General features: G+C 74.7%; 13 protein-coding genes. 7 read left to right on the top strand and 6 right to left on the bottom strand.

Annotation, left to right across the window (positions count from 1 at the left end; translation table 11 throughout):
* The first annotated feature begins 67 nt into the window (after positions 1 to 67).
* Together ACFVTF_RS12370 and ACFVTF_RS12365 are read left to right on the top strand one after the other, a co-directional pair.
* Positions 68 to 1,651 (top strand): purple acid phosphatase family protein, encoded by a 1,584-nt coding sequence (locus ACFVTF_RS12370; RefSeq protein ID WP_387812657.1) that lies wholly within the window; start codon positions 68 to 70, stop codon positions 1,649 to 1,651.
* A gap of 150 nt (positions 1,652 to 1,801) precedes the next feature.
* Complete coding sequence (locus tag ACFVTF_RS12365; RefSeq protein WP_387812654.1) at positions 1,802 to 2,566, top strand: (2Fe-2S)-binding protein; 765 nt, start codon at positions 1,802 to 1,804, stop codon at positions 2,564 to 2,566.
* A gap of 108 nt (positions 2,567 to 2,674) precedes the next feature.
* On the opposite strand, the gene ACFVTF_RS12360 is transcribed toward ACFVTF_RS12365, so the two are convergent.
* Positions 2,675 to 3,442: a FadR/GntR family transcriptional regulator gene (locus tag ACFVTF_RS12360; protein WP_387812651.1), complete on the bottom strand. Its 768-nt coding sequence runs from the start codon at positions 3,440 to 3,442 to the stop codon at positions 2,675 to 2,677.
* A 180-nt stretch (positions 3,443 to 3,622) separates the two neighbouring features.
* Here ACFVTF_RS12360 and ACFVTF_RS12355 point away from each other — a divergent pair, with 180 nt between their 5' ends.
* A complete protein-coding gene (locus tag ACFVTF_RS12355) occupies positions 3,623 to 5,173 on the top strand; it encodes an APC family permease (RefSeq protein WP_387812648.1) in 1,551 nt (516 codons plus the stop codon).
* 293 nt (positions 5,174 to 5,466) lie between these two features.
* Here the strand turns inward: ACFVTF_RS12355 and ACFVTF_RS12350 are convergent, their stop codons facing one another.
* The 5 genes from ACFVTF_RS12350 to ACFVTF_RS12330 form a co-directional block, all read right to left on the bottom strand.
* Positions 5,467 to 6,522, bottom strand: a complete 1,056-nt coding sequence (locus tag ACFVTF_RS12350; protein ID WP_387812646.1) for a hypothetical protein — start codon at positions 6,520 to 6,522, stop codon at positions 5,467 to 5,469.
* 176 nt (positions 6,523 to 6,698) lie between these two features.
* Positions 6,699 to 8,279 carry an alpha-amylase family glycosyl hydrolase gene (locus tag ACFVTF_RS12345; RefSeq protein ID WP_387812643.1) on the bottom strand — a complete coding sequence of 527 codons (1,581 nt, stop codon included), beginning with the start codon at positions 8,277 to 8,279 and terminating at the stop codon, positions 6,699 to 6,701.
* Between the two features lie 197 nt (positions 8,280 to 8,476).
* Positions 8,477 to 9,118: a bifunctional 4-hydroxy-2-oxoglutarate aldolase/2-dehydro-3-deoxy-phosphogluconate aldolase gene (locus ACFVTF_RS12340; RefSeq protein WP_387812641.1), complete on the bottom strand. Its 642-nt coding sequence runs from the start codon at positions 9,116 to 9,118 to the stop codon at positions 8,477 to 8,479.
* A complete protein-coding gene (locus tag ACFVTF_RS12335) occupies positions 9,115 to 10,734 on the bottom strand; it encodes an amidohydrolase family protein (protein ID WP_387812638.1) in 1,620 nt (539 codons plus the stop codon). The genes ACFVTF_RS12340 and ACFVTF_RS12335 overlap by 4 nt, the downstream gene beginning before the upstream one ends.
* Entirely contained in the window at positions 10,734 to 12,035 is a 1,302-nt protein-coding gene (locus tag ACFVTF_RS12330) for an amino acid deaminase (RefSeq protein WP_371521332.1), read from the bottom strand. The genes ACFVTF_RS12335 and ACFVTF_RS12330 overlap by 1 nt, the downstream gene beginning before the upstream one ends.
* 126 nt (positions 12,036 to 12,161) lie before the next feature.
* On the opposite strand from ACFVTF_RS12330, the gene ACFVTF_RS12325 reads away from it, so the two are divergent.
* The 4 genes from ACFVTF_RS12325 (at position 12,162) to ACFVTF_RS12310 (ending at position 15,397) form a co-directional block, all read left to right on the top strand.
* On the top strand, positions 12,162 to 13,265 hold the full coding sequence (locus ACFVTF_RS12325; protein ID WP_387812635.1) for a sugar kinase: 1,104 nt from the start codon (positions 12,162 to 12,164) through the stop codon (positions 13,263 to 13,265).
* A gap of 37 nt (positions 13,266 to 13,302) precedes the next feature.
* Positions 13,303 to 14,052 (top strand): IclR family transcriptional regulator, encoded by a 750-nt coding sequence (locus tag ACFVTF_RS12320; protein WP_371521328.1) that lies wholly within the window; start codon positions 13,303 to 13,305, stop codon positions 14,050 to 14,052.
* Positions 14,053 to 14,078: 26 nt separating this feature from the next.
* Positions 14,079 to 14,504 (top strand): RidA family protein, encoded by a 426-nt coding sequence (locus tag ACFVTF_RS12315; protein WP_371521326.1) that lies wholly within the window; start codon positions 14,079 to 14,081, stop codon positions 14,502 to 14,504.
* Positions 14,505 to 14,677: 173 nt separating this feature from the next.
* Positions 14,678 to 15,397, top strand: coding sequence for a DUF2470 domain-containing protein (locus ACFVTF_RS12310; RefSeq protein WP_387812630.1), 720 nt, complete (start codon positions 14,678 to 14,680; stop codon positions 15,395 to 15,397).
* The last annotated feature ends 204 nt before the right edge of the window (positions 15,398 to 15,601 follow it).

Genomic DNA, 15,601 nt, shown 5'->3' with positions numbered 1-15,601 from the left:
CCTGCGGGCGGGAAGTTCACGTCGTGGCTCCGGCGCGGTTCACCGACGCCCGGTGAGGCTGGCGGCCATGAACGCTTCCAGTGGACATCCGCCCGTCAGCCGGCGCGGGATCCTGGCCGGTGCCACCGGTCTCGGTCTCGGCGGCGCCGTCTCCCTCTCCGGCATCGCGGCCACGCCCGCCGCCGCCTCCCCGCTGCTGCTGAAGCGGCCGGACCGCTCCGGCGCCCCGCGCGTCGCCGGGCTGCACCTCCAGTTCGGCTCGGACGCCTCGCGCGAGGTCGTGGTCTCCTGGCACACCACCGCCTCGGTCGGCAACCCCCGTGTCCGGTACGGCACTTCGCACGGCGGCCTGGGCCGCAGCGTGCAGGCCGACACCAGCACCTACCGGGACGCCAAGTCCGGCACCGAGGTCCAGATCCACCACGCCCGGCTGAGCGGCCTGCACCCCGACACGGACTACGTGTACGCCGCCGTCCACGACGGTGCCACCCCGGAGTTCGGCACCGTCCGCACCGCCCCGCGCGGGCGGGCCGCCTTCACCTTCACCAGCTTCGGCGACCAGGGCACCCCCACCCTCGGCAAGAAGACCGCGAACGGCTACGCCAACGACAACCTGGGCAGCCCCGCCGCCGGCGACACCACCGCCGGAGTCGAGCGGATCGCCCCGCTGTTCCACCTCGTCAACGGGGACCTCTGCTACGCCAACCTCGCCACCGACCGGGTCCGCACCTGGTCCGACTGGTTCGAGAACAACACCCGCTCCGCCCGCCACCGCCCCTGGATGCCCGCCGCCGGCAACCACGAGAACGAGCGCGGCAACGGCCCGACCGGCTACGGCGCCTACCAGGCCTACTTCGACCTCCCCCCGTCCGGCTCCGACGACGAACTGCACGGCCTCTGGTACGCGTTCACCGCCGGCGCGGTCCGCGTCATCAGCCTCAACAACGACGACGTCGCCTACCAGGACGCCGGCGACTCCTACGTCCACGGCTACTCCGGCGGCGCCCAGCAGCGCTGGCTGGAGCGGGAGTTGGCCGCCGCCAACGCGAACCCCGAGATCGACTGGATCGTGGTCTGCATGCACCAGGTCGTCATCTCCACCGCCGACAAGTTCAACGGCGCCGACCTCGGCATCCGCGAGACCTGGGTGCCGCTGTTCGACAAGTACGGCGTCGACCTGGTGGTCTGCGGCCACGAGCACCACTACGAGCGCTCGCACCCGATCCGCGGCCAGCAGCAGACCGACACCCGCACCCCCATCCCGGTCGCCACCGACACCCGGACGATCGACACCACCCGGGGCACCGTTCACATGGTGATCGGCGGCGGCGGCACCTCCGCCCCCTCCAACGGCCTCTTCTTCGAGCCCGCCAAGGCCCGCGTCATCACCGGCGTCGGCGCCGTCGACCCGGCCACCGGCAAGCGGCCCCCGCAGTACGTGATCGAGGACGCCCCCTGGTCCGCCTTCCGCGACGCCGACAACCCGTACGGCTTCGCCGCCTTCGAGGTCGACCCGGGCGAGCGCGGCGGCCGGACCACCATCGACGTCACGTACTACTCGGTCAGCGGTCCGTACGGAGACCTCGTCCCCGTCGACCGCTTCACCCTCACCCGCCCGCGCGGCGCCCGCGGCGGCGGCCGGGGACGCTGACCCCGGCCGAGCCCGTCGGGGTGGCGCGCTCACCCCCGCCACCCCGACCGGGCGCGGTACCGTTCCTCCGCGCGCCCGGACACACCGAACGCACCGAACGCACCGAACGCCTGAACGCCTGAACGCCTGAACGCCCTGGAGGCCCGCCCGATGCCCGTCGACCGCCCCGCCGACGGCACCGGGAACGCCCGCCGCCCCGACTACGGCCGACTCGCCACCGTCGGCCCGTACTTCGCGCTCGACACCCCCGCCACGCCCGGCGCGGGCCCGCCCCCGGGCTTCCGGCCGCTGCCCGAGCTCTACGGCACCGGGCCGGACGCGCCGCTGGCCCGGCGGATCCGGGTGGTGGCGCAGCGGCTCGGCACCGCCGAGCCCCGGGTCGCCGCGTCGATCCTGCACCTCGGACTGGCCGCCCGGTTCTGGTCGGTGGGCCTCGGGGCGGCCGTCCTGCTGGGTACGGTCCCGACGCTGGAGCACGCCTGGGTGCGGATCCCGGATCAGGGGCCGCTCGACCTCTGGACGCCGCCGGAGCCCCCGCTCCCCGCTCCGTCCCCCACTTCGCTCCCGCTCGCCGACCAGCTGTACGAGGCCGTCCTGGTGGGCCAGTTGGAGCCGCTGGCGGCGGCGGTGCGGTCCGCCGTCCCGCTCTCCGCCCGGCTGCTGACGGGCAACGCCGCCTCCGCCCTGGCCGGCACCCTGCGGGTCCTGGACGCCCACGCACCGGGCCCCGCAAGGGCGTTGGTCGCGGAGCTGCTCGCGCGCCCGCCGCTGGCCGGTACCGGGACACTGCGGACCGGCCCGCGCGCCGCCGCCTTCCGGCGGACCAGCTGCTGCCTGTACTACCGGGTGGGTCCGGGCGCCGGGGTCTGCGGCGACTGCTGCTTCACCCGGCCGCCCGCACCGAAGCGGGGCTGATACATCCAGGAGTGCAGGTCATATCCGGACCACCTCCCGGTCCGCCGACGGCCTCCACCACCGGTCCTCCGGTCACCCGTCACCCGTCACCCGTTCGTCCGTCAGCCGTCACCCGTCGCCCGTCAGCCGTTCGTCCGCCAGCTGGAGGTGCCCCCGCACCAGGTGGTGCACGCAGGCGACGATGTGCGCCTCGGCGGCGGCCCGGGCCCCGGCCGCGTCGCCGGCCAGGACGGCGACCAGGATCTCCCGGTGCTGCTCGGCGAACCGCTCCTGGTCGGGGCCGTACGGTGCGGGCAGCCAGAGCAGCGGCCCGAGTTCGGCCTGGAGCCGGACGGCGAGCCGGGTGAGGCGCACGGACTGGGCGGCGACGGCGAGTTCGATGTGGAAGCGGGCGTCGGCGCGGCGCCGCTCGGCGGGCCCGGCGGCGTCACGCAGGTCGTGCACCAGCCGGGTGAGCCGGGGTGCGAGGTCGGCGGGGGCGCGTTCGGCGGCGAGCCGGGCGGCGGTGCCGGAGACGGCCAGTTCCTCGTCGCCGAGGTCGCGCAGGTCGACGGTCGCGAGGTCGCGCAGCCGGGCGAGTTGGAGGCGTTCGGAGCCCTCGGCGGGGGTGCGGACGAAGCTGCCGCCGTTGCGACCGCGCCGGGTCTCGATCAGGTCGGCCTCGCGGAGCAGGGCGAGCGCCTCGCGGACGGTGCCGTTGGCGACGCCGAGCTGGTCGGCGAGGTCGTTCTCGCTGGGCAGTTGATCCCCGTCGGCGACCAGGCCGAGGGCGATCGCCTCGGTGATCCGGCGGGCCACGGCATCGGCGCGGCCGAGGTCGGCCAGCGGCGCGAGGACGGCGCTGAGCAGCGGGGTCGCGCTCCCGATCGTCGCCACGCCGACCCTCTCCTCGATCACCGTCGGACTGGGTGCTCCCGGCAGGGTACCTCCCGGTCGGGCACGCACCCTTGCCGCTAGAAACCCGATCTCGTATGTTTTCCCGCGATCCCGGTCCGAAGCACCAACCCCGGTAACCCCTCACGCGTCACGCCACGTTCCCAGGAGCAGGAGCAGGTCATGACCGATGCCAGCGCACGTGCCACCTCCCCGACCGGCCCCCTCCCCCCTCAGGGCCCCAACACCGACACCGACACCGGCGCCGATGCCGACGCCGACGCCGCACGACTGGCCGCCCTCGGCTACGCCTCCGAGTTCAAACGCGACATGAGCCTCTGGGCGAACTTCTCCCTCGGCTTCACCTACCTCTCCCCGGTCGTCGGCGTGTACACACTCTTCGCCTCCTCCCTCGCGACCGCCGGCCCGCCGATGGTGTGGAGCTTCCTGATCGCCGGGGTCGGCCAGTTGCTGGTGGCACTGGTGTTCAGCGAGGTGGTCGCCCAGTTCCCGGTGGCGGGCGGGGTGTACCCGTGGTCGCGCCGGCTCTGGGGACGCACCTGGGGCTGGCTGACCGGCTGGGTGTACCTGCTGGCGCTGATGTCCACCATCGCCGCGGTCTCCTACGGCGCCGGCCCGTACGTGGCCGCGCTGCTGGGCGTCGAACCGAGCACCGCGACGACCGTCTGGTGCGCGCTCGGCCTGCTGCTGCTCGCCACCGTGATCAACCTGGGCGGCACCAAGGTGCTGTCCGCGGCGGCCGTGTTCGGCTTCGCCGCCGAGCTGCTGGGCGCCCTGGCGGTCGGCGCCTGGCTGCTGCTGACCCACCGCTACCACGGGCTCGGCGTGGTCTTCGACCGCTTCGGCGCGGGCGACGGCGGCTCGTACACCGACGCCTTCCTGGCCGCCGGGCTGATCGCGGTCTTCCTCTTCTTCGGCTTCGAGGCGTGCGGCGACGTCGCCGAGGAGGTGCCGAACCCCGGTCGACAGATCCCCAAGTCGATGCGGCGCACCCTGTACGTCGGCGGCGCGGCGGCGATCGGCGTCAGCCTGGCGCTGGTGATGTCGATCCAGGACATCGGCGCGGTGGTCTCCGGCGACGACAAGGACCCGGTGGCCTCGGTGCTGCACGACGCGTTCGGCGCCACCGGCGCCCGGGTGGTGATCGGCGTGGTGCTGATCTCCTTCCTGTCCTGCGTGCTGAGCCTCCAGGCGGCGGCGAGCCGGCTGGCGTACTCCTTCGCCCGGGACCGGATGATCGTGGGCAGCCGACTGCTCGCCACCGTCTCGGACCGCCTGCGCGTGCCGCCGTACGCGCTGCTGCTCGCCGCGGCAGTGCCGGGCGTGATCATCGTCGGCGCCTCGGCACTCTCCGAGGGCGCCCTGACGAAGATCATCTCCTTCTCCAGCATCGGCATCTACCTGGCCTTCCAGATGGTGGTGCTGGCCGCCCTGCGCGCCCGGCTGCGCGGCTGGCGCCCGAGCGGGGACTTCCGGCTCGGCCGCTGGGGCCTGGCGGTGAACATTGGCGCGCTGGTGTACGGGCTCGCCGCGATCGTCAACATCTGCTGGGGCCGCACCCCGGACGCCGCCTGGTACGACGACTACCTCGTGCTGCTCTCGGCCGTGGCAGTGCTGGCGGCCGGCGGGCTCTACCTGCTGCTGGCCCGCCCGCACCTGCGCGGCGACGCCCCGTCCGGCGACGCGACGGCCCCCGCCGGGGACGCCCGATGACCCTCACCTTTGGAGGAATCCCCGCCGCCGCCCTCGACCGCGTCCCGGACGACGGGCACCCCTGATGCGCGCCAGGACCCCGGAGTCATGAACGCGGAGTCGTGAGCCCGGAGCCACGGAACCCGGAATCACAGAGCCTGAGTCACAGAGCCTGAGCCACGGAGCCTGAGCCACGGAACCGGAGCCGCGAAACCGGCCCGCGTCCGGCTTGTCCAGAGCCGGGCGCGGGCCTCCGGTCCCCACCCGGTGCCGATGCCCTCAGCGGCGGGTGAAGCACTCGCGTGCGGTGCGGGTCAGACCGCGACCGCCTCCGCCACCTCCTCCTCCTCGGCCTCCACCGGGCTCGACGCCGCCCGGCGCCCGCGCCCCTCGTGGAGCGCGGCGGCCACCAGCGCGGCCCCGCCCAGCAGCAGCCAGACCACCAGGGTCACGACGTGCCCGCCGAGGCCCGCGCCGCCGTCGAAGTACAGGATGCTGCGCGCGCCCTCCAGGAAGCCGGCGCCGGTCCAGAAGCCGTGCAGCGCGCCGAAGAAGCCGTTCTGCAGCTCGGGTCGGAAGACGCCGCCGGAGCTGGTGAAGTTCAGCATCACGAACAGCACCATCAGGGCCAGGGTGGTCCACTTCTTCAGGAAGCTGTGCAGGCCGATGCCGATCAGGACGACGCCCGCCGAGTAGAGCCAGCCGAGCGCCCACACCGCGGCCAGGTCGTGGTCGACCACGTGGAAGACCGGTCCGGCGGTGACGATCCCGATCACGCTCACCACCAGCGACACCGCCACGCCGACCAGCGCCCGGATCCGCATGCTCAGCCCGGCGCCGGCCGCGCCGATCACGGCGACGCTGGCGTAGGAGCCGATGCTCAGCGCGACCAGCAGGAAGAACAGGCCCTGGCCGGTCGGGTCGCCCTCGGCCGGGGTGGTGAGGTCGGTGACGTGCAGCGGCACGCCCTGCCGGTCGGTGACGTTGCTGAACACCGCCGTGGCGGCCACCGCCGAGGTGTCCGAGTTCCCCTTGGCGACGAGCAGTTCGGGGCTCCTGGCGTCCGGGAGGAAGGCCCCCACCAGGTCGCGGTCGCGCAGCTGCTGCTCGGCGGCCGCCCGGTCGGGCAGGGTGCGGACGTCGACCGCCGCCCCGGCCTTGGCCTGGATCGCCTGCGCCAGGCCCTGCGCCTGCGGGGTGGTGCCGACCACGGCGACCTTCAGGTGGTGCGGCTCGGGCTGGTGGAAGGCGCCCTGGTAGGCGAGCGCCATGCCGAGGCACATCAGCAGCGGGGTGATGAGGTGGACGGCGAGGTGCTTGAGCGAGTGCCCCAGGGTGGGCGCTGCGGCAGGGGTCTGGGGTGTGCTCATGGCGTTCGTACCGTCCTCCGATGGCGTCGAGTCAAGACGGGTGGCAAATGCAACCATGAGGGGCGTCGGGACGCGCCGCCACATCAGGTGGTAAATGCAACCATCTTGGATGTAGCTTACAACTATCCGACGCCGATCGAAAGCCGGCCGCCCCGGCCGGGAACACGGCCGAGCGCTCAGGACAGCTCGAACACGCCGTACGAGAAGCCGTCCGCCCGCAGTTCCCCGTCCGCCACCCGCACGCCCCGCACCTCCAGCGGGCGCACCCCGCCGTGCTCCAGCCGCACCGCCCCCGGCTCCCGGCGCGGGTTCACTGCCACCAGGTACCGTCCGGCCCGGGTGTACACCAGCGGGTACCCGGCGTGCCGGACCTCCACCCCGCCGGAGGCGCCCAGCCCCGGATGCGCCCGGCGCAGCGCGATCAGCCGCCGGACGGCGTGCAGCAGCGAGGTCGGATCGGCCCGCTGGGAGAGCACGTCCGGGCGCCGCGGGTCCGGGTCGACGGGCAGGTAGAGGCGCTCGGGCGGCGCGCCGGAGAAGCCCGCCGCCGGCCCGGGCTCCCACTGCATCGGGGTCCGTGAGCCGGCCCGGTTGTACCGCGGGCCGAGCACGCTGCCTTCGACGTCGGGCAGTCCGGGCAGGTAGCGCATACCGATCTCGTCGCCGTAGTAGACGGCCGGCAGGGTGGGCCAGGTGAGCAGGAAGGCGAAGGCGGCGGCCAGTTGCCCGTCGGTGCGCGGGCCGGTGGCCAGCCGGGAGAAGTCGTGGTTGGCGGTGGGCAGGGCGATGTGGCCGATGCCCTCGGTCGCCTCGGCGGCGGCGCGCCAGGCGTCCAGGAACACCTGCGGGGTGCCGCGCCCCTCGGCCTCGAAGTAGCACGGGCCCTGCTGCCAGAACTCCTCGACCGTGCCGGCGCCGTTGTTCCACAGCGATCGCAACGCCAGGCCGTGGTCGGCGCCGCCGAACTGCAGGAAGAAGTCCGCGTGGAAGCCCGCCGCGACGGCGGCCGCCGGATCGCCCCACTCGGCGAACAGCGCGGCCTGCGGGTGGGCGCGGTCCAGCCAGTCCCGCAGCCCGGTCCACAGCTTGGCGGTCTCCGCCAGGCCCGGGTCGTCCTTGACCAGCGAGGAGGCCATGTCGACCCGGAAGCCGGCCAGGCCGAGGCCGAGCCAGTGCGCCATGATGTCGCGCAGGGCCGCCCGGTTGGCGCGCGGGCCCTCGGCGTCCACCGGCTGGCGCCAGGGCTCCTCGGAACTCGGGCGCGCGTAGCCGAAGTTGAGCGCGGGCTGACAGTCGAAGAAGTTCGGCCGGTACCAGCCGGGGCGGCTGCCGGGCGAGGCGACGAAGCCGTCCACCCGTTGGTCGGACCAGATGTACCGGTGGTCGGACGGGTCCTCGGCGGCGGCCAGGAACCAGGGGTGGCGGTCGGAGGTGTGGCCGGCGACCAGGTCGAGCAGGATCCGGATGCCTTTGCGGCGGGCGGCCTCGACCAGCGCGACCAGGTCCTCGGTGGCGCCGTAGCGCGGGGCCGGGGCGAGGTAGTCGGAGACGTCGTAGCCGGCGTCGCGGAACGGGGAGGCGAAGCAGGGGTTGAGCCAGACGGTGTCGACGCCGAGCCAGGCGAGGTGGTCGAGGTGCGCGGCGATGCCGGCGAAGTCGCCGATGCCGTCGCCGTCGGAGTCCGCGAAGCTCTGCGGGTAGATCTGGTACAGGACGGCGTCGGCCAGCCAGTCGGGGCCGGGGCGGGGCGAGGTCATGGGGCGGGTCCTCCTGCCGGATCCGGGGGCCGGGGCCGGGGCTGGGGCCGGGGCCAGGGCTGAGGTTGGGGCTGGGGAGCACGATTCTCGCCCATCCCCGGCCGCGCCGACAGCCCGCCGACAGCCCCGCCGACAGCCGTCCCGACAACTCGCCGACCGACCGCCCCGGCACCCCGCCCCCCCCCCCCGCCGGCCCCTCAGGCCCGTGCCACCGCGCACGCCGCGGTGAACGCCCGGGCCCGCCGGGTGATCTCCGCCCAGTCCCCCGCCGCGACCACGTCCGGCGGCACCACGTCCGTGCCCGCGCAGACCGCGAGCGCGCCGTGCGCCAGGAAGTCGGCGGCGTTGCCCGCGTTCACCCCGCCGGAGGCCACCAGCGGGACGTCCGGGTACGGACCGCGCAGGTCCTTGAAGTAGCCGGGGCCGAACGCCCGGGCCGGGAAGATCTTCACGGCGGCGGCCCCGAGGTCCACCGCCCGGGCCACCTCGGTCGGGGTGAGCGCCCCGAGCACCACCGGCACCCCGGCGGCCCGGGCGGCCTGCGCGACCTCGGGCCGGCAGCCGGGGGTGACCAGGAAGGACGCCCCGCTCGCGACCCCGCGCTCGGCCTGCTCGGCGGTCAGCACGGTGCCCACGCCGACCCGCCAGCCCGCGTCCGCGGCACGCCGCAGGTGCGTCGTCACCTCCGGTGTGGTGTAGGTGAATTCGGTCCAGTTGATGCCGCCTTCGGCGAGCGCGGCGCACAGCGCGGACGCGTCCGGGATGCGGGGCGCGCGGACCACGGCGATCACCGGGTCGTCCCGCAGGTCGGCGAGGGGGTTCACGGAGGGGGGATTCACAGGGATCTGGTTCCTCGGTCGGTGCGGCGCAGGGCGCGCCCGGGCCGGGCGCCCGTGGTGCGGCCCTGCCGGACGACGGCGGTGCCGTTGACGTACACGTGCTGGACGCCCTCGGCGGGCAGCCGGGGGTGCTCGAAGGTGGCGGCGTCCCGGACCTTCTCGGGGTCGAGGAGCACCAGGTCGGCGTGGTGGCCGGGGGCGATCAGGCCGCGCCGGTGCAGCCCGAGCCGGGCGGCGGGCCGACCGGTCATCCGGGCGACGGCCTCCTCCAGTGTCAGCACGCCCAACTCCCGGCTGTAGTGGCCGAGGTAGCGGGGGAAGGTGCCCCAGGCGCGCGGGTGCGGCCGGGCGCCGACCAGCAGTCCGTCGCTGCCGACGGTGTGCGCCGGGTGGCGCATGATCGCCCGGACGTTCTCCTCGTGCCCGACGTGCTGGAGGATCGTGGTGGCCAGTTCGTCGCGGCGCAGCAGGTCGAGGAAGACCTCCGTCCCGCTGTGGCCCCGCTCGGCGGCGAGTTCGGCGACGGTCCGGCCGACCGCCCGTGCCAGCTCGGGCGTCCGGACGCCGGAGATCTGGATCGTCTCCCAGTCGGTGACGACGCCGTGGCAGCCGTCGCTGCCCTTCTCCTCCACCTCGTACCGGATCCGCTCGCGGGCGGCCGGGTCGGCGAGCCGGGTGAGTGTCGCCGCCGGACCGCCCTCGGTGGCCCAACTGGGCAGCAGGGCGGCCAGGGTGGTGGAGCCCGGCAGGTAGGGGTAGCTGTCCAGGGTGAGGTCGACGCCGTCGGAGAGCGCCTGGTCGACCAGTTCCAGCAGTTCGCCGGCCCGGCCCCGGTTGACGCCGAAGTTCATCGTGGCGTGGGTCAGGTGCAGCGCGCAGCCGGTCCGCCGGGCGATCTCCACCATTTCCGCGTAGCCCTCCAACGCGCCCTCGCCGTAGGAGCGTTGGTGCGGGGCGTGGAAGCCGCCGTAGGCCGCGACGACGGTGCACAGCTCGACCAGCTCGGCGGTGTCCGCGTACATCCCGGGGGTGTAGCTGAGACCGCTGGACATGCCGACCGCGCCGTCCAGCAGGCCCTGCGCCAACTCCTGGCGCATCCGGTCGAGTTCGGCCGGGGTGGGCGGCCGGTTGGCCCAGCCCATGGCGAGCATCCGCAGCGAGCCGTGCGGGACGAGGTAGCAGGCGTTGACGGCGACGCCGGTGCGGTCGATCCGGTCCAGGTAGCCGGCGACGCCGCGCCAGTCCCAGTCGAAGCCCTCCGGATCGCCGTTCCAGCCCGCCAGTTGGCGGCGCAGCGCGGGCAGGGTGGCGTCGTCCACCGGGGCGTAGGACAGGCCGTCCTGGCCGAGGACCTCGCAGGTGACGCCCTGGGTGACCTTGGCCGGGTGCTCGGGTTCGAGCAGCAGGGCGAGGTCGGAGTGGGCGTGCATGTCGATGAAGCCGGGGGCGAGGACGAGCCCGTCGGCGTCCACCACCGTCGGCGCGTCGAGGCCGGGGCCGATCCCGGTGATCAGCCCGTCGGCGATCCGCACGTCCGCCCGGTAGCGGTCCGCGCCGGTGCCGTCGACGACGGTGGCGCCCCGGAAGACGGTGTCGGGCGCTCTGCCGCCCGCCATCAGAAGAACGTCCTGACCAGCCCGGTGACCTTCGGCTCGGCCGCGTCGGCGGAGTCGAGCACCGGGATCGCGGTCCACTTGTCGAAGGCCGTGCACGGGTGGGAGACCCCGAGCCGCAGCACCGCGCCGATCGGGGCGAGGTCGCCCGCGTCGCGCAGGAAGGCGTGCTGGTCGTTGAGTGCGGTGATCCGGGCCGCGGTGCCGGTCAACTCGGCGCCGCCGCGCACGCGTTGCGGCTCGGGCAGGCCCTCGTCGAAGGGCAGGTCGCGCTTGCCGGCGTCCAGCAGGGCCAGTTGCGGCTCGGGCCGGGACACCACCCGGGCCCAGCCGTGCAGCGCGCTGTGGAACGGCGTGCTGCCGGCGCCCCGGACCAGCGGCGAGATGCCCCGGTAGAAGCCGTCGTCGTGGGCGATGTACGCGCCCGAGCGCAGGACCACGAGGGCTTCCGGCAGGCCTGCGAGTTCCTCGACGACCAGGTCGAAGTAGGCGCTGCCGCCGGCCGTCACGATCGGCATGGCGTCGTCCGGGTAGGCGCGGGCGAGCCGGCCGTGCAGGTCGGCGAGTGCCTTGAGGTAGCCGCGGACGGTGGCCAGTCCGTCGGCGGTGGCGTCGTGGGCGAGCGCGCCCTCGTAGCCGCCGACGCCCGCGAGGCGCAGGGTGGGGGCGCGCAGCACGGCGGCGGCGATCTCGACGGCCGCGTCCACGCCGCGGGCGCCGGTGCGCCCGCCGGGGCCGCCGAGTTCGACCAGGACCTCGACGGGCCGCTGGGCCCCGGCGGCGCGCAGCGCCTCGTCCATCAGCCGGACGCTCTCGGTGGAGTCCACCCAGGAGACGAAGGCGAACGCCGGGTCGGCGGCCAGTTCGGCGGCGAGCCAGGCCAGTCCGGCCGGGTCGAGCAGGGTGTTGGCGAGCAGGATCCGCTCGACTCCGAAGGCCCGGGCGACGCGCACCTGCGGCAGGTTGGCGAGGGTGATGCCGTGGCTGCCGGCGGCGAGCTGCGCCTGCCACAGGGCGGGCGCCATGGTGGTCTTGCCGTGCGGCACGAGCGCGACCCCGGCCTTGGCGCACCAGTCGGCCATGGTGCGGAGGTTGTGGTCGAGCGCGGCGCCGTCCAGGGTGAGCAGCGGGGTGCCGAGCCCGGTGAGGGTGGGTCCGGTGGCCAGCCAGTCGCGGACGGAGTGCCCCCAAGCCTCCGGCGGGGCGGCTTTGAACCGCCAGTCGAGCGTCTCGTCGGCGAGGGCCGCCACCGCGCCGTCGTCGATGCCCGGCCCGGTGCCGATGCTTGCGAAGGTCTGCTCCACCGTCTTCCTCCATCTGCCGTGTTGCAACATGTGCAATGAGGGTTGCACATGTTGGCATGACGGTTCTAGCATCGGCGCCGGATCACGGTCAACGGAACGGCCGCCGCAGACGGAGGAGCCCAGCAGATGCCGCGACAGGACACCCCGGGCCCGGCCCGCCCCGGTCCTTCCCCGACGGCCGTGTGCGTGGGCGAGTCCATGGCGGTGCTGCTGCCGGACCGGCCGGGCCCGCTGGAGGCGGTGGAGAACTTCCGGTTGTCGGTCGGCGGCGCGGAGTCCAACGTGGCCGGCGCGCTGACCGCGCTCGGCGTGCCGACCGCCTGGATCAGCCGGGTCGGCGACGACGGCTTCGGCCGCCGGCTGCTCGCCGAGGTCGCCGCCCGCGGCGTGGACGTCTCGGCGGTCGCCGTCGACCCGCACCGCCCCACCGGCCTGTACCTCAAGGAGGTCGGCGGCGCCACCGGCCACCACCACGACCTCGGCCCCGGCCGCAGCCGGCTGCACTACCACCGGCGCGGCTCCGCGGCCGCCGCGCTCTCCCCCGCCATGCTGGCCGACCCGGCGGCCGTCCGGCTGCTGTCCGGCGCCCGTCTGCTGCACCTGTCCGGCATCACCGCCGCGCTCTCCGACGACTGCCTGGCGCTGCTGCGCGCGCTGCTCGCCGACCGCCGCCCGGGGCGGACCGTCAGCTTCGACCTCAACTGGCGCCCCGCGCTCTGGCACGACCGCGACCCGGCCGTCCTGCCGCCGCTGCTGGACGCCGCCGACCTGCTGCTGATCGGCGCCGACGAGGCCGAGGCCGCGTTCGGCACCGGGGAGCCGGCCGCGCTGCGCCGCCGCTTCGCCTCCCCGGCCACCCTGGTGGTCAAGGACGCCGCCCGGCTGGTCACCGCCTTGGAGCGGGACGGCACGGCGGTGAGCGAACCGGCCCTGGCCGTCGAGGTGGTCGAGGCCACCGGCGCGGGCGACGCCTTCGCCGCCGGCTACCTGGCCGGCACCGTCCGCGGCCTGGACCAGCGCCGCCGGCTGCGGCTCGGCCACCTGAGCGCCGCCTGCGCGCTGACCGCCCACGGCGACCAGGCCGAACTGCCGCCCGCCGCCGTGGTGGCCGCGCTGCTCGACGCCTCGCCCGCCGACTGGGCCGCCACCCGGGTCTCGGTGGAGGGCATCACCGGCCCGGCCGTCCCCCCGGACCGGTCCCGCGACACCCGGCGGGCCCGGGCACAATGAGCAGCAACCCGAGCCCGAACGACCCCGGCGGAGCACGATGAGCCAGACCGTCACCCGCGCCCTGCGCCTGCTCGCCGAACTCGGCGAGGGCGAGCGCTCCCTCGACCAGCTGGCCGAGGTGCTCGGCGTCCACAAGACGACCGTGCTCCGACTGCTCCAGAGCCTGGAGGAGGAACGGTTCGTCTACCGTGACGCCGCCTACCGCTACCACCTGGGCGCCGGCCTGTTCGCCCTCTCCGGCCTCGCCCTGGAACAGCGCGGCGTCCGCCGGATCGCCGGCCCGCACCTGGCCGAGCTGAACGCCACCACCGGCCAGACCGTGCACCTGGCCGCGTACGAGGGCGGCGAGGTCGTCTACATCGACAAGTTCGACTCCCGGCACCCGGTCAGGATGTACTCCCGGATCGGCCTGCGCGCCGCCCTGCACAGCGCCGCCGTCTCCAAGGTGCTGCTGGCCGACCTGCCGCTGCCCGAACGCCGCCGGGTGGCCGCCGGGATCGACTTCACCCCGCACACCCCGCGCACCCTCGGCACGCCCGAGGCGCTGCTCGCCGAGCTGGAGAAGGTCGCCGTCCAGGGCTGGGCGCAGGACCACGCCGAGCACGAGTCGTTCATCAACTGCGTGGCCGCCCCGATCCGGGACGCCAGCGGCCGGGTCGTCGCCGCCGCGTCCATCTCGGTGCCGGACGTCGTCCTCCCCTACGAGCAGGTGCTGGACCTCCTCCCGCAGCTGCTCGCCACCACCCGCGCCATCTCGGCCGACTGCGGCCGCCCGGACCACAACTGATCAACCGTCAGACCGTGAGGAACCCCATGAACGAGCAGCACCCGACCAGCGGCAAGACCGAGATCCGCACCGACGGCGCCCCCGCCCCCGCCTGGATGTTCTCCCAGGGCGTCCGCAAGGGCCCGATCCTCCAGGTCTCCGGCCAGGGCCCGCAGGACCCGGCGACCGGCGAGTACCTGTACCACGGCGACGTGAAGGCGCAGACCCGGCGCACGCTGGAGAACGTCAAGGCGATCGTCGAGGCCGGCGGGGCCACCATCGAGGACGTGGTGATGTTCCGGGTCTACCTCACCAAGCGGGCGGACTTCCCGCTGATGAACGAGGTGTACGCCGAGTTCATCGACGAGAACATCAAGCCCGGCGGCGTGAAGCCCTGCCGCACCACGATCTTCGTCGAGCTGCCGCAGGAGCCGATGCTGGTCGAGATCGACGCCCAGGCCGTCGTCGCCTGAGAGAACGCCGAGCAGCCCGACCACCGCAGGGGCCCGGACGCGCACCAGGCGTCCGGGCCCTTCGCCGTCCCCCCTCGCTCACGCCCTCTCCGACCGGGGCGCCCGACCGCGCCACTTGCCACACCCCCGAGCGGAGATTAGGTTAGGCTCACCTAACTAACTGGAGGTCCGTCATGAGCCTGTCCGCCGGCGACGCCGAGGTGCCCGAACCCACCACCGCCGAGCGCGTCCAGAGCCTGCTCAGCGCGACCTCCTCGCTCACCGTCCGCGCCTGCGGCGAACACCACGACCTCGACACCCCGGTCTCCGTCCACGGCTCCCGGCTGCGCCTGCGCGCCCCGCTGGGCGACCCGCTCGCCACCGCCGCCGCCCGCGAAACCGACGGACTCGCCGTCGTCCTGGACGTCACCGACATCTCCCCCGTCGCCGTCCGCGACCGGATCCGCGCCCGCCTCACCCTGGCCGGCCGACTGCACCTGGCCCACCTCGCCGACGACGGCCTCAGCGTCCACCTGCGCGTGGACGTCGCCCACGCCGTCCTCGCCACCCCGTACGGCACCGGCGCGCTCACCGCCGGCGACCTCGCCCTCGCCTCACCCGACCCGCTGGCCCGCTACGAGGCCGCCATGCTCACCCACCTCGCCGACGACCACGCCGACGCCCTCGCCGTCCTCACCCGGCTGCTCGACCCGGACCTGCTCGCCCAGCACCCGGAGGTCCGCCCGCTCGCCCTGGACCGCCACGGCCTGGTCCTGCGCCTGGACCACCCGCACGGCCACCGCGACGTCCGCCTGGTCTTCCCCGAACCGGCCGCCGACACCGAGGACTTCGGGCAGCGGATGCACGAGCTGCTGACCGCCGCCCAGCACGGGCTGCCCGCCCACCGGCTCTGAACCGGACCACCAGCCCATCGACTTGACGCATCGTCAATTTACCCAGGGGGCACCAGCCGGGGCCCGGAAACGACAACGGCCGGGCCCGCGGGCGGGGGGAGTGTGGCGGGGCCGGGCGGCCCGGGGGGGGGCCCCCCCCCCGTGCCCAGGGGCGGCGCTCAACCCGGCGGGCGGGGACCCCCCCATAACAAACCCGGCGGGGGA

The sequence above is a fragment of the Kitasatospora sp. NPDC057940 genome, from assembly GCF_042887425.1.
GTDB lineage: Bacteria > Actinomycetota > Actinomycetes > Streptomycetales > Streptomycetaceae > Kitasatospora.
The sequence above is the reverse complement of the archived record's forward strand: the minus strand, read 5'-3'. Positions and strand labels throughout refer to the sequence as shown.

What these genes read in the sequence shown, in the direction of transcription:
- ACFVTF_RS12320 (WP_371521328.1), top strand. Translation starts at nt 13,303, where the DNA reads ATGAGCCAGACCGTCACCCGCGCCCTGCGCCTGCTCGCCGAACTCGGC.
- ACFVTF_RS12355 (WP_387812648.1), top strand. Translation starts at nt 3,623, where the DNA reads ATGACCGATGCCAGCGCACGTGCCACCTCCCCGACCGGCCCCCTCCCC.
- ACFVTF_RS12335 (WP_387812638.1), bottom strand. Translation starts at nt 10,734, where the DNA reads ATGGCGGGCGGCAGAGCGCCCGACACCGTCTTCCGGGGCGCCACCGTC.
- ACFVTF_RS12365 (WP_387812654.1), top strand. Translation starts at nt 1,802, where the DNA reads ATGCCCGTCGACCGCCCCGCCGACGGCACCGGGAACGCCCGCCGCCCC.
- ACFVTF_RS12325 (WP_387812635.1), top strand. Translation starts at nt 12,162, where the DNA reads ATGCCGCGACAGGACACCCCGGGCCCGGCCCGCCCCGGTCCTTCCCCG.
- ACFVTF_RS12345 (WP_387812643.1), bottom strand. Translation starts at nt 8,279, where the DNA reads ATGACCTCGCCCCGCCCCGGCCCCGACTGGCTGGCCGACGCCGTCCTG.
- ACFVTF_RS12310 (WP_387812630.1), top strand. Translation starts at nt 14,678, where the DNA reads ATGAGCCTGTCCGCCGGCGACGCCGAGGTGCCCGAACCCACCACCGCC.
- ACFVTF_RS12350 (WP_387812646.1), bottom strand. Translation starts at nt 6,522, where the DNA reads ATGAGCACACCCCAGACCCCTGCCGCAGCGCCCACCCTGGGGCACTCG.
- ACFVTF_RS12315 (WP_371521326.1), top strand. Translation starts at nt 14,079, where the DNA reads ATGAACGAGCAGCACCCGACCAGCGGCAAGACCGAGATCCGCACCGAC.
- ACFVTF_RS12370 (WP_387812657.1), top strand. Translation starts at nt 68, where the DNA reads ATGAACGCTTCCAGTGGACATCCGCCCGTCAGCCGGCGCGGGATCCTG.